This window comes from Streptomyces sp. NPDC001980, assembly GCF_040296885.1.
Taxonomy (GTDB): Bacteria; Actinomycetota; Actinomycetes; order Streptomycetales; family Streptomycetaceae; genus Streptomyces.
Genome location: NZ_JBEOYD010000001.1, coordinates 449,566 through 467,836, shown reverse-complemented (window position 1 = coordinate 467,836; position 18,271 = coordinate 449,566). Strand labels below are relative to the sequence as shown.

The following is an 18,271-nucleotide window of genomic DNA, read 5'->3' as shown; positions in this document are numbered from 1 at the left end:
CGCACCCGAACCGGAGCGACGAAACATCATGCCCAACGCGACGCACTCCCTCACCTCCGCGCCGGCCCGCCGGCACACCCGCCTGGAGGACATCGACCCGTACGAGGCCTCCGCGTCGCGCGACGCGGGTCGCGTGATCGACGTCCCCGACCACCATTCGAAGCGGTCGGTCACGTTCAACTCGGCGGCCTGAGCAGAGGCGACGACGCGAGAAACAGCACCCGGACGTGGGTGCGCCGGCGGTCGCACGCGCCGCTCGTACCCACGTCAATGCGCCGATGATGCGTCAATGTTTCTCGCAGTAATACGGTTTGGGACACCCTGGGAGTGGGAAGCGTGCCACACTTCCTTCAGTGACGAGCCAGTCGCCCGACGACCCACCCCTGAGACAGCTGGTCCTCAAGATCCACAGTAGGTGTGATCTGCTCTGCGACCACTGTTACGTGTACCAGCACGCCGACCAGAGCTGGCAGTCGCGCCCGACCTTCATCCGCCCGGAGACCGTGCGTTCCGTCGCCGTCCGGCTGGCCGAGTACGTCGATTCCCGCGCCCTTGAGTCCGTCTCGGTGATCCTGCACGGCGGCGAACCACTGCTGGTCGGCCCGGCCCGGCTGCGGGACATCTGCGCGGAACTCACCCGCTCTCTCTCCCCGCTGACCGCGCTCGACCTGCGCATGCACACCAACGCGGTCACCCTGAACCGGCGGCACCTGGACGTCTGCCGGGAGTTCGGGGTCCGGGTCAGCGTGTCGCTCGACGGCGACCGCGCGGCCAACGACCGGCACCGGCTCGACCGCAGGGGCCGCAGCAGCCACGACCGGGTGGTCCGCGGCATCCGGCTGCTCCAGGAACCCGAGTACCGCCACCTGTTCAGCGGAGTGCTGTGCACGGTGGACGTGGCGAACGACCCCGTCGCCGTGCACGACGCCCTCACCGAGCTGGCCCCGCCGCGGATCGACTACCTGCTTCCGCACTCCACCTGGGACTCCCCGCCGCCCAACCCGGCCGGGACCACCGCCCCGTACGCCGACTGGCTGCTCGCGGTCTTCGACCGCTGGGAGCAGCAGGGCCGCCCGATGCCGGTGCGGACCTTCGACTCGGTGCTCAGCACGCTGCGCGGCGGGCCGCCCCTGACCGAGGCGCTGGGGCTGGCGCCCAGCGACCTCGCCGTGATCGAGACGGACGGCACCTTCGAGCAGGCCGACTGGCTCAAGACCGCCTACGCGGGCGCCCCGGAGACGGGGTACGACGTCTTCCGGCACGGTTTCGCGGAGTTCGCCGCGCACCCTGGTGTCCGGGCCCGGCAGACGGGTGTCGACGGGGTCAGCGACACCTGCCGGCGCTGCCCGGTGGTGCGGTCCTGCGGCGGCGGCCTGTACGGGCACCGGTACCGCTCGGGGAACGGCTTCGACAACCCCAGCGTGTTCTGCGACGACCTTCGCTCGCTGGTCGAGGGCATCGCCGACCGGGTGACCGACCACACGTTCTCCCCCGCGGTGCTGGGCTCGGCCCATCTCTCCTGGGCCCAGCTGGAGCTGGACCGACTGCTGCTGCGCCGGGCTCGGGAGCACCTGGCGGCCGAGCCGGACTGGACGGAGGCCTGGCGGCTGCTACTGGCCCTGGACGCCGACGCCGAGACCGCCCCGCATCTCGACGCGGCACTCGCGCACCCCTATGTGCGCACGAGCCTCCAGCGCTCCCTGCGCGGCCCCGCCGACACGGCCCGGTTCATGTCGCTGACCGCCGCGGCAGCCCTGCGGGCAGGGTCACCCGCCACGCTGTCCTGGGACCAGCCCGGCACCCGGCTGCACCTGCCCACCTGGGGCACCTACCACCTGGACGCCCCCGGCCGCGTCGAGGTCACCGTGGCACCGGACGCCTTCCGGGTACGCGAGAACCGCGGGTCCGGCGAAAGCTGGGTGCGCCTCGACGGGGTCCCGGTCTCCGCCCGCTGGCGCCCCGTCGACCGGCTGCCGATCCAGGACGGCCCGCTGGTCGACGACGCCGACCCCTACCGCGACTGCTATCCCTTCCCCGTCGCCCCGCCGCTGGAGCGCGGTGAGTTCGCCGAACGGATGGCCCGGGCCTACGAGTTGCTGGCCAAGGACGCGCCGGACCGGCACTCCGACCCGGACGCGTTCCGCCCCACCGTCCTCACCCCGCTGGCGGCGGGCAGCGGTCTGGCGCTCGGCTCCCACGGGTTCGGGGCGCTGGGCGTGGCGGTCGACGTGTCCCCCGAGGAGTTCGCCCGGGAACTCCCGCGCATCGGCCGCCGGGCCCGCCTGACCGCCCTGCGCGAGACAGCCGACCTGCACCGGCCTGGCGGCCCGGCCGGCGCCCTGCTGGACCGGGCGGACGAAGAGCTCGGGCGGAGGGCGTACGAGGAGGCGGCCCGCGCGCTCACCGCCCTCACCCTGCTGCCGGAGTCCGAACTGACGGCGACCGGGGCCGTGTTGGTGGCCCGCATGTGGTCGCAGTGGACGAGTATGTGCGAGGGATCATGACCGAGGTGGCGCAGTCGGCGGAACTGGGCGGCTTACTCCGCTCGTTGGGCGTCCGGCGGGGCGGGGTACTGATGGTGCACGCCTCGCTGAGCGGCACCGGGGTCGCCCCGGAACTGGTCCGGGACGAACTGCTGGCCGCGCTCGGACCCGGGGGCACCCTGATCGTGCCCGCGTTCACACCCGAGAACTCCGACACCTCCCGGGCCCATCGGGAGGCGGTCGCGGGCCTGAGCGAAGCCGAGGCGGCCGCGTACCGCCGGGCGATGCCGCCGTTCGAACCGGACGCCACCGGGTGCCCGACGATGGGGGCGCTGGCCGAGTGCGTGCGGTCGACGCGCGGCGCGGTGCGCAGCGCGCATCCGCAGACCTCCTTCGCCGGGCTCGGGCCCAGGGCACGGAAGTTGCTGCACCGGCACCCGCTGCGCAGCCACCTGGGCCGGCTCTCCCCGATGGCGAGGCTGTACGCCGCCGACGCCCAGATCCTGCTGCTGCGGGTCGGGTTCGAGGTGTGCAGCGCGTTCCACTACGCCGAGTACCTCACGCGTCCCAGGCCGTCCCGGCGTACGTACCGGTGCGTGGTGGGCGACCAGGGGAACTGGGTCGAGTACCGGGATCTCGCCCTGAACGACAGTGACTTCGGGGAGATCGGCTCCCGGCTGCCGGGCCGCATGCTCGCCGAGGCCGAGTGGGCGTCGCGGGCGGTCGTGCTCTGCGGTATTCGGGACGTGGTGGACCACGCCAAGGGTCAGATGTCTCGATATCGACGGGCTTTGGCCTGAAAACAGTGAACCGGAAACGGCGTCCGTCGGGCACATTGTTGAGTCCGGCGGAGGCACGCACCGGCGACGGGGGCGGTCCAGCGGCTTGCCGACGGGCAGGGGGACGTGCGGACATGGGGGAACGGGTGCAGGATCGGGTTCCGGACAACCGGCCCTATTTCTTCCTGTCGTACGCCCACACCCCGCCATGGAGCCCGGACAGCGGCGACCCGGACCACTGGGTACGCGTCCTGTTCAACGACCTGTGCAGCCACATCATGGCGCTCACCGACCTGCCCGCGGGGTCCCCGGCCGGCTTCATGGACCGGGAGATGCGCTCCGGGGAGGGCTGGCCCGAGAAGCTGAGCGAGAACCTCGCCGTCTGCCGGGTGTTCGTACCGCTTTTCTCGCCGCGCTACTTCTCCAGCGAGATGTGCGGCCGCGAGTGGTACGCGTTCCACGAGCGGATGCTGAACGCGAGGACCACCGGGACGGCCACCGCCTCGGCCATCGTGCCCGCCCTGTGGACACGCGTCGACATGCGCGAACTCCCGGACTCCGTACGCCACATGCACATCGAGGACGCTTCGTCGGGCGGACGGTACCTCAACAACGGGATCTACGGGCTGATCAAGCTCAGCCGGCTGCGCGACGAGTACGACGAGACCGTGTTCGGCCTCGCCGAGCGCATCGTGCAGGCGGCCCGCGAGGCCCGGCTGCCGCCCGGACGCCCCCGGGACTACCAGACCACCCCGAGCGCCTTCAAACCGCGCGGCGCCGGCCCCCGGCACATCCGGCTCACCGTGGCCGCCCCCACCGAGGACTCCGTCCCGGAGCACCGCGACGCCCGGCCGTACGGCGACGACGCGCTGGACTGGAACCCGTACCACACCGAGTCGGCCCGTGCGCTGTCCACGCACGCCGAGGAACTGATCCGCTCGCTGGACTACCGGGTGACCGTCCACGCCTTCGACGACGAGAACCCCGTCGAGGAACCGCACGGATCCGGCGAGCGGCAGCCCGGCATCCTGCTCGTGGACCCGTGGGCGCTGAGCGACGAGGAGCGCCGGAGCAGACTGAAGACGTTCGACGCGTACGCCCGCCCGTGGGTGAGCGCGATCGTGCCGCGCTGCCGGGCGGACCTGCAGAACCACGGGCCGGAGGGGCGCCGGCTGGCCGAGGAGCTGGAGCGGGTGATGCCGAGCATCCTGGAGCGGGTCCGGCGCGGCGACACCCGGATCGCCGTCAACGGCGTCCCCACACTCAAGTCCTTCACCAAGGTGCTGCCCGAGGTCGTGGCCTACACGACCCGGCAGTTCCTGAAGAACGCGGAGGTCCGACTGCCGCCGGGCCCGCACTTCCCCAGACCCCGTCTGGCGGACCCCTACCCGCCGTCCGGCCCGGACGCGGGAGACGATCCCGGAGGAGAGGCATGACGGCCGCAAGCGACGGACGCATCATCACCTTCTACTCGTACAAGGGCGGCACCGGACGGACGATGGCGCTGGCCAACACGGCGTGGATCCTCGCCGCCAACGGCAAACGGGTCCTCGCCGTGGACTGGGATCTGGAGGCCCCGGGGCTGGATCGTTTCTTCCATCCGTTCCTGGACCCCAACGTGCTCACCGCCACCGGCGGCGTCCTCAACATCCTCCAGGACTACGCCTGGGCGGCGACCGACGGAATCAGCCGCACGGGACTCTGGCACCTGGAGTTCGCGGACGTGGAGCAGCACGCCGTCTCGCTCTCCCCCGAACGGCAGGGACTCAGCTTCGAGGACGGCGGCTCGCTCGACTTCCTCTCCGCGGGCCGCCAGTTCCGCGCCTACTCGGGCACGGCCTCCTCCCTGGAGTGGGACAACTTCTACGACCGTCTCAACGGCGGCATGTTCCTGGAGGCGCTGCGCGACAGCATGAAACGGTCGTACGACTACGTCCTGATCGACTCGCGCACCGGCCTGTCGGACACCGCGGACATCTGCACCCTCCAGATGCCCGACCTCCTCGTGGACTGCTTCACCCTCAGCGACCAGTCCATCGACGGCGCCGCCGAGGTCGCGCACAGCGTCGCCGACGAGCACCGCAAGCGGCGGATCCGGGTGCTGCCCGTGCCGATGCGCGTCGACGACGGTGAGAAGGACAAGGTCGAGGCGGGCCGCGCGGTGGCCCGGCTGAAGTTCGCCGGGCTGCCGAAGGGACCGGCCGGGCAGCGGCTGAGCGCCGACGAGGTCACCGCCTACTGGGGCAGCGTCGAAATACCGTACAAGCCGTACTACGCGTACGAGGAGACCCTCGCCGTCGTCGGCGACAAGAAGGGCGACCCCAAGTCACTGCTGGCCGCCTTCGAACGGCTCACCGCGGCCGTGACCGACAACGAGGTCACCGCGCTGCCGCAGATCCCGGAACCGGTGCGACTGCGCAGCCGGGACGCGTTCCTCCGGCGCCGGCCGCAGGCCAACGGGGCGCGGGTGGCGATCGTGTACGCGGCGGAGAACCGGATGTGGGCCGACTGGATCGAGTCGCTGCTGAAGCGGGCGGGCTGCACCGTCACGCTGCACGACCTGGCCGCCGGCCCGCCCGGCCGAACCGCCCCGGGCGCCCGCACCCTGGTGGTGCTGTCCAGGGCGCTGCGCGACTCCCGGCCCGTCGAGAGCGTCCTCGGCCCGGCGGCCGTCGTCGACGGGCAGCCGGGGAGCCTGGTGCCGGTGCAGGTCGAGGAGGTCGGGCTGCCGGAGTCGTACCTGGATCCGGCCGGCCTCGTCGACCTGCACGGACTCGACGAGGCGGGCTGCGAAGGGGTGCTGCTCGGCGCGCTCGAACTGCCCGGGCAACCGCCGAAGGGCGGACCGGCGGCGCCCCGGTTCCCCGGCCACGTACCGGACCACTGGAACGTGCCGCAGCGCAACAGCACCTTCACCGGCCGGGGTTACATCCTCGAAAAGGTGCGGGAGCAGCTGCGCAGCGGCATGACCGCCGTGCTGCCGCAGCACCAGGCGCTGTTCGGGATGGGCGGGGTCGGCAAGACGCAGATCGCCCTGGAGTACGTGCACCGCTTCAGCGCCGACTACGACCTGGTGTGGTGGGTGTCGGCCGAGCACGTCGACAACGTGGTGGCCTCACTCGCCGAACTCGGGTCCCGCATCGGCGCGCCCGGCGGCGAGGACATGGCGCTGGCCAGCAAGGAAACCGTCCGCATGCTCTCCAGGGGCAACCCCACCAAGCGGTGGATCCTGGTCTTCGACAACGCCGACGATCCGGAGGACCTCGCCGACTACATGCCCGCCACCGGCGGCGGGCACATCCTCGTCACCTCGCGGAACCAGGCGTGGTCGGACAAGGGGGAGACACTGCCGGTCGACGTCTTCCAGCGGCAGGAGAGCGTCGAGCACCTGTCCCGGCGCGCCCCTGGCCTGACCCCGGCGGAGGCCGACCAGGTCGCGGAGGCCGTGGGCGATCTGCCGCTCGCGGTGGAGCAGGCCGGCGCCTGGCTGGCCGCGACCGCCATGCCGACGGCCGAGTACCTGCGCCGCCTCACCGAGGAGACCACCGCGGTGATGGGCCTCAACCAGCCGGCCGACTACCCCGAGACGGTGGCGGCCACCTGGAACATCTCCATCGAGCGGCTGAAGGAACGTTCGCCCGCCTCGGTACGGCTGCTCCAGCTCTGCGCGTTCCTCGCCCCCGAGCCGATCTCCGCCAAACTGCTCTACGAGAACGACGAGATGCTCAAGGCACTCCACCGCTTCGACAAGAGCCTGAAAGAGAGCCTGCTGATCGGCAAGCTGGTGCGGGAGATCGGACAGCTCGCACTCGCCAAGGTCGACCAGATCTCCGGCTCGATCCAGGTGCACCGCCTCGTTCAGGCGGTGATCCGCTCCCGGATGCCGGAGGAGGAGCAGCGGCAGGCCCGGCACATCGTGCACGAGATCCTCAGGGAGGCCCGTCCCAAGGGCGACGAGCCCACCGACAACCGGGAGAACTGGCCGCAGTTCGACATCGTCTGGCCGCATCTGCCCGCCTCCGACATCCGCAACTGCACCGAGGCGGAACCGCGCCGGCTGCTCATCGATCGCGTCCGCTACCTGTGGAAACGCGGCGAGTTCCCGCGGGCGCAGCGGCTCGCCGAGGAACTCCTGGCCCACTGGGAGGAACCCCTCGGCGAGGACGACGAGCAGTACCTGTACGTGCGCTGCCAGCTCGCCAACGTGCTGCGTTCCCAGGGACTGTACGTCGAGGCGCGGGAGATGGACGACGACGTGCTCGGGCGGCAGCGCCGGCTGCTCGGCGGCCGGCACCCGCACACGTTCATCACCACCTCCAGCCTCTCCAGCGACCTTGCGGCGCTGGGCGAGTACACCAAGGCGGTGGAGCTGGCGCGGGAGGCGCACAACGGCTTCAGCGACATCTTCAACGAGGCCCACCCGCGCACCCTGAACGCGGCCAACAACCTCGCCCTGGCGCTGCGCATGGTCGGCAGATACGGCGATGCCCGGCAGATCGACGAACTCACCCTCGCCCGCCGCACCCAGGTCCACGGCGCCGATCACATCTACACCCTGTCGTCCGCGGAGAACCTCGGCCGCGACCTGCGCGAGGTCGGCCGGTACACCGAGTCCGTGACCGTGCTGTCCCGGGCGTACGACCAGCACAAGCGCGTGCTCGGCAAGGACTTCCCGGGCACCCTGCGGTGCGCGAAGTCGCTCGCGGTGTCGCTGCGCAGGGCGGGCCAGCTGGAGGACGCCCGGCGGCTGACCTCCGCGACCCTGGACCAGTACCGGGCGCAGTACACGGCCTCCACCCCGGACTTCCTCGCCTGCGAGCTGAACCACGCCGCGGACCTGTTCGCGGCCGAGGACCGGGAAGCCGCCCGCGACGTCGCCCAGAAGGTGCTCGCCGAGTACGTGAAGAAGCCGGGCGAGGCCCACCCCTACACCCAGGCCGCGATGAACAACCTCGGTGTCTTCCACTGGGGCTGCGGTGACCAGGACCAGGCCGAGGAGGTGTTCCTGAAGGTGCTTGACCGCATGACCGACGTACTCGGCGCCCACCATCCGCACACCCAGTTCTGCTCCGCCAACTACGCGATCGTGCTCGCCGAGACCGGCCGCCCGGAGGAGGCCTGGGAGCGGGAGCAGCGCAGCGCCGACGCGCTGCGCGCCGACCTCGGCGCCCAGCATCCCGAAGCCCTCGCCGTCGTCAGCAACGGCGCCCTCACCCTGACCGCCCTCGGCCGCCTGGACGAGGCCCGCGCGCTGCGCGACGAAGCGGTCAGGAGGCTGAAGGGGCTGCGGCAGCAACTGGGCGAGAACAACGGCATCACCCGCTTCGCGCTGGAGGAACGCCGGGTGTACCGGGACCTGGAGCCGCTCGCCGTGTGACCGCACGCGGCGGACGGCACGCGGCAGGTCTCGCGCCGTTCAGCCCCTCGGTGTCCCCGCCAGCAGCCAGTCCAGTACGTCGGGCAGGGCGCGCAGCGACGCGAAGTGGGCCGCCTTCGGCTCCAGGACGGCCTTGGCGCGCGGAATGCGCGCGGCCAGCCAGGAGAAGTGGGAGGCGGGCGAGAACACGTCCTTGGCGCCGGCCCACAGCAGCACCGGCACCCCGATGTGCGCCGGGTCGAAGCCCCACGGGCTGGTCAGCGCGAACGCGTCGTCGATCCAGCCGTACGGCGAGGTGCGCAGCGCCTCGTGGTAGGTGCGCAGCAGCATGGACCGGATGCTGGTGTCGGAGACGATCAGCCGGTCCTCCTCGGTCAGATCCGCGCGCAGGTCCTCCAGCATCTGCGCCGGGTTGCTGCGGATGACGGCCGAGCGGGGGATGATCCGGGCCGCGTACCGCTCCGGGTCGGTGAAGGCGGTGTGGAACTCCAGGACGTTGAACGGTGCCATCCCGGCGAACCAGTCGAGCCCCTCGGCGTCCCGCGGCGCGAGCCCCACCAGCGCGGCCGCCCGGGTCACCCGGCCCGGCAGCAGCGCCGCGCAGGCGAGGGCGTGCGGTCCGCCGCCGGAGCGGCCGGCCACCGCGAACCGGCCCAGCCCGAGGGCGTCCGCCACGGCCGCCACGTCCTCGACGACGTCCACGACCCGCCGCCCCGGACGGCGGTCCGAGCCCCCGTACCCCGGCCGGTCGAAGCTGATGAGCCGGGCGCCGTGCTGGTACAGGAACATAGGCCGAGGCCGCGGCCCCACCCGGCTGCCCGGCATGCCGTGCAGCAGGAACACCGGTCGTCCCCGGGGATCGCCCGACACCTCCACCCGCAGCCGCCGCCCACCCGTCGTCCGCACCAGATCAGGCACGCCGTGTCCCCCTCCCGCGGCCATGGCCGGGGCCACGTTGCCCGACAACTGCCCACGGAGCCGGGCCGCGAAACGAATGTGCAGGTCAACCGGCCTGAATCCGTGGAGAGTTGGGGGTGGCGGGTGCGCTCTCGCCGGGCCGGGGCCCGCCGCTCAGCGGGTGAACCAGCACCGTACCGTCGTCCCCTCCGCCCCGGTGTGCACGCGGACCAGGTCGGCGACGACGTTGACCAGGAGGAGGCCGCGGCCGCCGGAGCGGTCGCGGGAGGCCGGGCGGCGGCCGGCCAGGGGGTCGGTGAGGTGGCCCTTGTCGCGGACCTCGCACACCACGCTGCCACCCTCGGCCCACACCGCGAGCGTGCCCGAACCCCCGCCGTGCACCGCGCTGTTGGTGGTCAGCTCGGCGACGGCCAGCGTCAGGTCCGCCAGCCGGACCTCGGTCAGGCCGAGTCCGGCGGCCTCGGCGGCGGCGAGGTGCCGGGCCGCGGAGAGGGAGCCCGCCTCGAAGCGGACCGGCGGGACGGCGTCGGGCGGGGGCGGCAGGGGTTCGTTGTAGCGGGCGAGGACGTCGGCGGGGGCGTAGGCGTGGCTGTCCCGGTCCGGTCCGCCGCCGGGCTGCCGCAGGGTGGGGTGGGTGGCGTGGGCGTCGGCGACGGCCTGCGGGGCGAGGCGCCGGGTGTCGTACGGGCACAGGATGGTCGCCGTCCGGCCCCGGAAGGCCGTGTTGATCAGGGCCTCGTGCTGGACGCAGGCCGGGTACTCGGCGGGGGTGCGGCCGGGCCAGACGGGTTCGCCGATGATCCGGACGCGGCGGCCGGGGCGCTGCGCGTCGGCGAAGGCGTGCAGTACGCCGGGGATGATCCGGCCGGGGTTGCGGCCGGCCTCCCGCATGTCGAGGAAGCGCACCGGCCCTGCGTCGGCGCCCAGCGCGTCCCGGACGAGGCGGAGGTTCTCGCCGGGCACGGCGACGGCCACCGGGTCACCGGCGGCCAGCGCGGCCCGGACGAAGGGCACCGTCCCGGCCAGGTACTCGCCCTCGTCGCGGTAGAACAGGGCGGGGTGGGCGAAGGGGCCGGGTGCGCCGGTCATCACGACGTCGCCTCACGCCGTACCGGCTCCCGGATGGTCACGGTGCCCGCCTCCCTGCCGCCGGCTCACACACGTGCCCCGTGGCCGACGGTCCAAACCGGCCCGCGCGGCCACGGGTCCGGGGCGCGGGTGCGGCCGGTGCTTACCACCACCCGGCCGCGCACCCGTACTAGTACGGCAGGATGCGCCCGGAAGGCGTCCTGCGGTCGATCTCCTGCCCGCGGGGAGCGGGCCGACGAACAACGCGTACGCGGATCCGACCGTCCATGACGCCCTCCTCTTGCCGAGCCCTGACCGGTGCCTGCTGTCCGGTAGGAGGGCTCTGCCCCGCACATGGCGGGTCCAAGCCTGGTGCGGGGCAGGAAAGTTGGCCGGGCCACACGGACCGGGGCCGGGCCGGGACCACGGCACCCTGCGAAACCACGGTCCCGTGACACGTGAATCACAGGCGGTGCCCGTAGGTTCCCGTGCCCATGGCAGACAACTTCTCGGCCTCTCACGGAAGGACATCCGTCCGGTCATGAGCAAGCACAGGAACCGCCGGGCCGCGCGCGTCGTGGCCTTCGGAGCCGCCGGTGCCCTGACGGTCGCCGCGGGCGTCACCGCCGTGGCCTCGGCGAGCCAGCCGGCCACGGTGACCGCAACCACCTGCTCCTTCACCCGGTCCGACACCTCGGCGAGCACCGGGGACAACCCGCGGCACGTGGTGACCGGTGACCTCGACGGCGACGGGAACGCCGACGTGGTCGCCGCGGACAACTCCGCCGACTCGGTCTCGGTCCTGCTCGGCAACGGCGACGGCACCTTCGGCACGGCCACGGACTACTCCGTGGGCGACGCGCCGTACCAGACCGTCATCGCCGACTTCAATGCCGACGGCAACCCGGACCTCGCCACCGCCGACTTCGACGGCGGCACGGTGAGCGTCCTGCTCGGCACCGGGGACGGCGCCTTCGGGACGGCCACCGCGTACACGGTCGGCTCGGGCGCCCGCGCGCTGGTCGCCGGGGACGTCGACGGGGACGGCGACCTGGACGTCGCGGTGGCCGAGGAGTCGGCCGGGCGGGTCAGCCTGCTGCTGGGCGACGGTGAAGGTGCGTTCACCGTCTCCTCGCAGACGGTGACCGTGACCCGGCCGCACGGGCTGGTCCTGACCGACTTCGACGGCGACGGCGTCCTGGACATCGCCACCGCGAGCGTCGCGACGGCCGGCGGGGTGAGCGTGGCGCTCGGCAAGGGCGAAGGGACCTTCGGCGACGTCATCGCGTACGGCAGCGTGGCACGGCTGTACTCCCTCGCCCAGGGCGACTTCGACGGGGACGGCACCACCGACCTGGCCGCGGTCAGCAACGGCTCCGACACCCTGGAGATCTACGCCGGGAACGGCGACGGCACCTTCCAGGACCCCGTCGACCTCACCACCTCCGCCCTGCCGGTCGCCGTCAACGCGGCCGACGTCAACGGCGACGACATCTCCGACGTCCTGGTCTCGTCCCTCAACGGCAACTCGGTCGACGTCTACACGGGCAGCTCCGAAGGCTCGCCGAGCGAGCTGACCGAGCTGTCGGCGGACGGTGCCTACGAGGCGGCCGCCGCCGACGTGACCTCCGACGGCACGACGGACCTGGTGGTGGCGAGCAGCAGCGACGACGCGGTGGACGTGTTCACCGGCTCGTGCGCCTGACCAGGACGCGTCCGGGTGTGACCGGCACGCCTTCTCGACGACGGGCCGCCGCTCAGGCGGCGGTGCCCGCGGCCAGCCAGCGCGCGACGTCGCGCGGGTCGGCGGTCGTGCCGGTCATGCGGAGCTCGCGGTGCACCGCCCGGGGCAGTTCGGGGCGGTGCAGCAGCGGGCGGGCGGCGAGGGCGAGGAGCAGGCCGGTCCAGGCGTCGGCGTCCTCGGGGTCGCCCGCCAGCAGTCGGGCGTAGGCGTCGGGGGCCGCGGGGTCCCCGGCGACCAGGGCGCGGTCGGCGGCGGACGGCGCGGGCCAGTCGCCGGCGTCCGGCACGGCGAGGCGCTGCCGGATCAGCCCGGTACGGGCCTGGGACCAGGGCGCGACGGGGTCGGGTACGACGGTGGACTCGGCGACGGGCCCGTCGGCCGCGGCACCGGCCGTGAAGGCCCTGGCCAGGGCGCGGACGTCGTCCGGGGCGGGGGTCAGGTGCCGGAGTCGCCAGCCGGTGCGGTGGTCGGTGGCCGCCAGCTCGGCCAGCGCGGCGATGTCCGGCCGGATCCGGGGGTCCGACCACCAGGCGGGCAGCCGCGCGGCCATACCGCGCAGGAAGCGGCGGCCGTGCGCGGTCAGGCCGGGGTCCGCGCGCAGGGTGCGGACCGCCTCCTGGGTCTGCCGTCGGCGCAAGGCGAACTCGAACTCCGCCAGCGGGCGCCCGGCCGGCGGTGCGTGGTCCAGGTACCTGCACCAGAAGTCGGTGATGCCCAGGAAGGCGTAGGCGCCCTGCAGCAGGCCGCTCAGCGGGCGCGGGTCGTTGCGCCAGGGGGCGTAGTGCCGTTCGGCCCCGCCGTCCCGCTCCAGCGTCAGCAGGTGGAGCAGCGCGCCCAGTTTGGTGTGCTGGAACTCGTGGACGAGGGTGACCGCGAAGCTGACCGGGTCCGGGGGCAGCGAGGCGAGCAGGCCGCCGAAGGCGTCGCCCGAGGAGGCGCTCAGGACCATCCAGGCCGGTGCCCCCCGCACCTCCGAAATGGTGCGCAGCCCCTCGGCCATGGCGGCGGCCATGGCCGGGTCGGTGCCCGCGAGCAGGTCCAGGGCCAGGCCGAACCGCTCCCGCCAGCGGGCCAGTTCGTCCTTGCCGAGGCGCTGCGGGGGCAGCGGTTCGCTCAGGTCCCGGTAGGGGTCGATGTCGTCCAGCCAGACGGTCACCGGCCGCCCGGCCGCGTCGGCCCGCAGGCTGCGCAGGCCCTGCCAGCCGGGGGCGTCGCCATCGGGGGCCCTGGGCGGCTCGGGCGGGCCCACGCCGGCGCCGTACGGGTCGACCAGCAGCCGCCCCGCCTCCACCACCACCTCCGCCGTCCCCCACCGCGGGCGGTCCGGCAGGCGGGCCAGCCCGAGGGTGGGGAACATCGCGGTGCCGTCCCGCAGCGGCACGGTGGTGCGCAGCGGCAGTCCCGCGCGCAGAGCGGCGACCGCGGACACCGCGTGCAGATGGCCGAGGTCGCACCAGAGCGGCCCGTCGCCCCAGGCCGTGTGCCTGAGCCGGCGCAGGCAGTGCCCCAGCCAGGTGCCGAGCTGCGGGTGCAGCAGCAACTCCCCGAAGTCCGCCGGGGCGCGCTGCTGAGCCGCCGTCAGGGTGTCCCACACGGTGTCCACGGTCGGCAGCGGGCCCAGCGCGCCGGAGGTCGCGGCGACGGTGTCCAGCAGCGCCCGCAGCAGCAGGAGCCGCCTGCTGTACTCGGTGGTCCACAGGAAACGGACCGTCTGGGGACCACCCCGGCCTGCCGCCAGTTCGTCGAAACACGCCGCGGGAATGTCATGATGATCGACATGGGCGAGTGCGGAGCGTCCGTCCGGTTGCACACAGCTCCTTCCACGGGGATCGTCAGTCGGCCCGCGTGGCCGAGCCTGGCCCTCCGTCACCACCACCACCGAAGTTGACCCGTGGCCGTTCCACCTGACGCAGCAACCGGTCCAGTGCACGCGCGTAGACGTCCGGCGTCTGCGACCGGAGGTCTACGAGCGCGGTGTCGCTGAGATCGGGCAGTTCGGATCGCACGGAGTCCGCGGACGTGTTCATGTGCCATCCCCCTGAGAACGTCCTCCCGTTGGCTTCATGATGACGCATCGACCAGGTGCCGGGAAGGCCGTGATCAGGCCGGTCACCCTGCTGACGCGGGCGGCAGCCGGCGGGCCGCCCAATCCGTCAGCTCGCCCTGCGCCAGCGAGCCCGGGTCGAGCACGCCGAGCGCCTCGACGAGCGCGGCCAGGCCGCCCGGGTGCAGACGGCAGGTGCGCACGATGCTGATGATGTCCGCCCGGGCCGCGCCCAGCCGGGGAATGGCACCGGCCAGGTCGACGGGCAGCATGCCGATGACGAGTTGACGCTGGTCGCGGTCGGCCAGGGCGGGCCATCCGGCCAGCAGGACGACGAGTTCGGCCAGGGCCGCGTCCGGCACCGGTTCCTCCCGGCGCCGGGTGGCGGGGAAGTCGTAGTGGCGTACGTCGCCGGCCCCGGACCGGTACCAGAGCGAGGTGGGCCGTTGTCCTCCCTCTGTGAACCCTCCGATCACGGTGTTCGCCACTGCGCCCATGTCCGGTGGCCAGTTCTCGTCGTCCGAGGCCTCCAGCGCGGTCAGCACGGCCCGGGAGAACGCCCCGGTCCGCAGCACCGGGTCGTTGGCCGCCCGCTGTCCCGGTCCCGAGGCCAGCAGCACGTACTGTTCCCGGCCCGGCAACCGGTCGCCGCGGGACGGGAGTTCGCCGGGCAGTGAACGCGCGAAGCCCAGGTCCTCGACGAAGGTCTGGCAGGAGTCCACCAGCCAGATCTGACGCCGGAATCCGGGCAGCGCCTCGGTGGTGAGGGTGGTCAGCCAGGCGTCCAGGTCGAGGTTGCGTTTGTCGTCGGCCGTGGCATCGGCGTAGAAGAGCCTGCGGTGCCCCCGCGGGTCGGTGACCCCGTGGCCTCCCCAGACGACGAACAGCAGGTCGCCCTCCAGCGCGGGCAGCCGGCGCGTCAGCACCTCCTGCACGGCTTCCCGCCCGGCGGGACCGGCGGTCACGTCCGTCTCGGGTCCGCCCGTCCCGGGCAGGGCGCCCAGCAGCAGGGAGATGTGGGACGCGGGCACGCCGCGGCCACGCAGCCAGGCGGTGAAGCGGCGGGCGTCGGCGGCCGGGCCCGGCAGGTCCCAGGACGGGCCGGCGGCATAGCGCTCCACGCCGACGACGACGGCGTGGGTCCGGTCCGGACGTGCGGCGGTCACGGCAGCTCCTCGGCCAGGACGCGGTACAGCTCGGGGTTGCTCCAGTAGGCGCTGTGGGAGAGCGGGAAGGGCTGGCGGCTGTCGAGGGCGATGTCCGCGACCCGGCCGGGGAAGACGCCGGCGCCGAGGTAGCTGAGCAGGTCCCGCCGGTCGTAGACGTTCAGCCAGCGCGGCACATGGGCGGGCAGTGGGCTGCCGGGCTCCAGGCTGGGCAGGGCCCCCAGTTCGTAGAGGAACGGTGCCTGCGAGCCGACGGTCACCAGCAACTCGACCTGCGGCAGCGGCCGCAGCACCAGCAGGTCCAGCGCGGCTATGCCGCCCAGGCTGTGGGCGAGCAGGACCACCGGCGGCTCCGCCTCCGCGACGGCCGCCGCGACGAACTCGCGGATCGGGCCGCCGCGGGCCAGGTAGAGCAGCACGTCCCCGGCGGCCGGGTGGGCGGCGTCGGTGAGTGCGGAACGCCGTTTGACCGCCTGGGCGGAGGCCAGGCCGAGGGCCAGCCGTCCCGTCAGCCGCTTGATCCGCCGGGTCACCGGGCCGCGGTGCGTGCCGGGGCCGTCCCCGGTGGCGGCGGGGCCCGGGAGCAGGGCGGCGATCCGGGCGACCGCCTCGTCGCGGGCGGTGCCGTCGAGGGCAGCCGCCGGTCCCTGCCGTCCGGTCCGGCGGCGCACCGCCTCGGCCACGAAGGCGCGGGCCAGTTCGGCCGGGCCGGCGCCCTCGGCCGGGGCGCGCAGGAAGCGGCGGCAGTCGTCGGAGGTCAGTACGGCGGCCACGGCGGCGGCGAAGTCCTCCGTGAGGCCCGCCGCGTCCAGCAGCCCGCGCAGCCGGTCGTCCGCGGTGAGCGCCGCGGCCGCCGCGGCGAGGGCCTCGCCCGGCGGCCGGGCGCCGGGCGCCAGCTCGGTTCTCCCCGTGGTTTCCGCGGTGAGCAGGCGCAGTTCGAGCAGCGGGTCCAGATAAAGAAGTCCCCAGAATTCGACGTCCTCGTCGAACTCCTCCTCCGGCGCGCCGGGGGCGCCAACGTGCGGTAATTCACGCCCCGTCCCGTACCCCGGCACGGAAATACCGTTCGAATGCAGTACCGATCCGGCACTTCCTCCCCAATAGCAGGAAGATATCCGGACTTCGGGCCGCAACGGCCGTAATCCTTGCCGTACGGCTTCCACGGTTCCGCTGAATCCCGGTTCGCGCACGCCGGTGCCGTGTACGAATAAGACCGTCGTCACCGCCGACCCCCCACTCTCGAACGGCATATTCCAAACGCCGCAAGAATAGGTCAGTTGCCCCGGCACCGGCTACACTGCGTGTGAACAACGCCACAGGGTGCGGCACTTGCCGAAGGGGGATGCCGGTGAGCATCGACTCCACTGTCACTCACGTCGTCGCAGCTCTCGCGGTGGTGATCGCAGCTTCCTCGGCCCTGGGAGCGGCGGCCCGGAAACTTCGACAACCCTCCGTCATCGGGCAGTTATTCGCCGGCATCGCCCTCGGCCCCAGCCTGCTGGGCCTGGCCCCCGGAGGGGTGTACGAAACCCTCTTCCCGGACCAGATCAAGCCAATTCTGACTTCGGTGGCGCAGGTCGCCCTGGTGCTCTTCCTCTTCGCGGTCGGCTACGAACTCGACCTCGGCCAGCTGCGCAATCGCGGCGCGGTGACCGTCGTCTCGCTGAGCGGGTTCGCGATTCCCATGCTGATCGGCGCCGGTATCGTTCTGCTGTATCCCGGAGGTTTCCATTCCGCCAACGGCGGGCATCCGGTCGACGCGACATTCACCCTCTATATGGCGGTCGCCCTGTCCATCACGGCCGTCCCCGTGCTGGCCAGCATCATCAGGGACCAGGGGCTGGCCGGCACCCGGCCCGCCACGATCGCGATGGCGGCCGCCGGTGTCATCGACGCGTTGAGCTGGCCGGTACTGGCCGTCGCCCTGATCGGCGGCGAGGACGGCTCGCTGCGGTCCTGGACCGTCAAGGTGGCGCTGCTGGCGGGATACGTGCTGGTGATGTTCGTCGTCGTGCGGCCGGCGCTGAAGTGGTGGATGCACCGGCCCGGCGCCCTGATGACCAATCACGTCCCCGTCGCCGCCGCCCTGGCGCTCGCCTCGGCCTGGGCCACCAGCGCGCTCGGACTGCATGTGATCTTCGGTGCGCTGCTGGCCGGCATCATCATGCCCCGCCAGCCCGACGGCGCTCCCGACAGCCAGGTGCTGAGCCCGCTCCAGGAGACCGGCGGTCTGCTGCTGCCGGTGTTCTTCGCGATCTCCGGGATGTCCGTCCAGCTCAACGGACTGCACGCTTCCGACCTGCTGCTCCTGCTGGTGATATGCGCCGCCGCGGTGGTGGGCAAGGTGGCCGCCGGCGCCCTGTCGGCCCGGGGTGCCGCCCGGCTGCCCTGGCGTGACTCGCTGCTGATCGGTGTGCTGCTCAACACCCGGGGGCTCACCGAACTCATCGTGCTCAACGTGGGGTTGCAGGCCGGGGTGATCGGCCCTCGGCTGTATGCGCTGCTGGTCGTGATGGCGCTGCTCACCACGGCCGCCGCCGGGCCGCTGATCGGCCCGCTCCACCGCCCGGCCGACACGCCACCCGCCCAACGCGCCGACACCGACCCTGGTGCCGAGCAGACACCGGACTCCGGACAGGCTCCCGCCGTGGACGCCGAGCCGACGCCACAGCCGTAGCGCCACAGCCGCAAG

General features: G+C 72.9%; 12 protein-coding genes. 7 read left to right on the top strand and 5 right to left on the bottom strand.

All coding sequences use genetic code 11. The features are described from left to right. The first annotated feature begins 28 nt into the window (after positions 1 to 28). The 5 genes from ABT137_RS02045 (at position 29) to fxsT (ending at position 8,639) form a co-directional block, all read left to right on the top strand. Entirely contained in the window at positions 29 to 193 is a 165-nt protein-coding gene (locus ABT137_RS02045) for a hypothetical protein (RefSeq protein ID WP_351700904.1), read from the top strand. Between the two features lie 160 nt (positions 194 to 353). After that, entirely contained in the window at positions 354 to 2,504 is a 2,151-nt protein-coding gene (gene fxsBH / locus ABT137_RS02040) for a radical SAM/SPASM protein FxsBH, inactivated beta-hydroxylase extension form (RefSeq protein ID WP_351700901.1), read from the top strand. Then, the gene (locus tag ABT137_RS02035; protein WP_351700898.1) at positions 2,501 to 3,283 is read left to right on the top strand and encodes an AAC(3) family N-acetyltransferase; all 783 of its coding nucleotides are present in this window, start codon (positions 2,501 to 2,503) and stop codon (positions 3,281 to 3,283) included. The genes fxsBH and ABT137_RS02035 overlap by 4 nt, the downstream gene beginning before the upstream one ends. 125 nt (positions 3,284 to 3,408) lie before the next feature. Then, positions 3,409 to 4,698 (top strand): TIR-like protein FxsC, encoded by a 1,290-nt coding sequence (locus ABT137_RS02030; protein WP_351700895.1) that lies wholly within the window; start codon positions 3,409 to 3,411, stop codon positions 4,696 to 4,698. Then, positions 4,695 to 8,639, top strand: coding sequence for an FxSxx-COOH system tetratricopeptide repeat protein (fxsT, locus tag ABT137_RS02025; RefSeq protein ID WP_351700892.1), 3,945 nt, complete (start codon positions 4,695 to 4,697; stop codon positions 8,637 to 8,639). The genes ABT137_RS02030 and fxsT overlap by 4 nt, the downstream gene beginning before the upstream one ends. A gap of 39 nt (positions 8,640 to 8,678) precedes the next feature. Here the strand turns inward: fxsT and ABT137_RS02020 are convergent, their stop codons facing one another. Further along, positions 8,679 to 9,581, bottom strand: coding sequence for an alpha/beta fold hydrolase (locus ABT137_RS02020; RefSeq protein ID WP_502984457.1), 903 nt, complete (start codon positions 9,579 to 9,581; stop codon positions 8,679 to 8,681). Positions 9,582 to 9,710: 129 nt separating this feature from the next. Then, positions 9,711 to 10,646 carry an anti-sigma factor RsbA family regulatory protein gene (locus ABT137_RS02015; protein ID WP_351700885.1) on the bottom strand — a complete coding sequence of 312 codons (936 nt, stop codon included), beginning with the start codon at positions 10,644 to 10,646 and terminating at the stop codon, positions 9,711 to 9,713. 520 nt (positions 10,647 to 11,166) lie between these two features. On the opposite strand from ABT137_RS02015, the gene ABT137_RS02010 reads away from it, so the two are divergent. Next, the gene (locus ABT137_RS02010; RefSeq protein ID WP_351700882.1) at positions 11,167 to 12,330 is read left to right on the top strand and encodes an FG-GAP-like repeat-containing protein; all 1,164 of its coding nucleotides are present in this window, start codon (positions 11,167 to 11,169) and stop codon (positions 12,328 to 12,330) included. A 52-nt stretch (positions 12,331 to 12,382) separates the two neighbouring features. Here the strand turns inward: ABT137_RS02010 and ABT137_RS02005 are convergent, their stop codons facing one another. The 3 genes from ABT137_RS02005 to ABT137_RS01995 form a co-directional block, all read right to left on the bottom strand. Further along, the gene (locus ABT137_RS02005) at positions 12,383 to 14,179 is read right to left on the bottom strand and encodes an HEXXH motif domain-containing protein (RefSeq protein ID WP_351700879.1); all 1,797 of its coding nucleotides are present in this window, start codon (positions 14,177 to 14,179) and stop codon (positions 12,383 to 12,385) included. Between the two features lie 299 nt (positions 14,180 to 14,478). Next, positions 14,479 to 15,579, bottom strand: coding sequence for an effector-associated domain 2-containing protein (locus tag ABT137_RS02000; RefSeq protein ID WP_351700876.1), 1,101 nt, complete (start codon positions 15,577 to 15,579; stop codon positions 14,479 to 14,481). Continuing rightward, a complete protein-coding gene (locus tag ABT137_RS01995; protein ID WP_351700873.1) occupies positions 15,576 to 16,634 on the bottom strand; it encodes a hypothetical protein in 1,059 nt (352 codons plus the stop codon). Before ABT137_RS01995 ends, ABT137_RS02000 begins: the two co-directional genes overlap by 4 nt. A gap of 293 nt (positions 16,635 to 16,927) precedes the next feature. Between ABT137_RS01995 and ABT137_RS01990 the strand changes: the two genes are divergently transcribed. Next, complete coding sequence (locus tag ABT137_RS01990) at positions 16,928 to 18,256, top strand: cation:proton antiporter (RefSeq protein WP_351700870.1); 1,329 nt, start codon at positions 16,928 to 16,930, stop codon at positions 18,254 to 18,256. Positions 18,257 to 18,271 lie beyond the last annotated feature (15 nt).

Bases quoted from the DNA above. Each gene is read 5' to 3' on its own strand.
- ABT137_RS02045 (WP_351700904.1), top strand. From the start codon at position 29: ATGCCCAACGCGACGCACTCCCTCACCTCCGCGCCGGCCCGCCGGCAC.
- ABT137_RS02035 (WP_351700898.1), top strand. From the start codon at position 2,501: ATGACCGAGGTGGCGCAGTCGGCGGAACTGGGCGGCTTACTCCGCTCG.
- fxsT (WP_351700892.1), top strand. From the start codon at position 4,695: ATGACGGCCGCAAGCGACGGACGCATCATCACCTTCTACTCGTACAAG.
- ABT137_RS02020 (WP_502984457.1), bottom strand. From the start codon at position 9,581: ATGGCCGCGGGAGGGGGACACGGCGTGCCTGATCTGGTGCGGACGACG.
- ABT137_RS02015 (WP_351700885.1), bottom strand. From the start codon at position 10,646: ATGACCGGCGCACCCGGCCCCTTCGCCCACCCCGCCCTGTTCTACCGC.
- ABT137_RS02010 (WP_351700882.1), top strand. From the start codon at position 11,167: ATGAGCAAGCACAGGAACCGCCGGGCCGCGCGCGTCGTGGCCTTCGGA.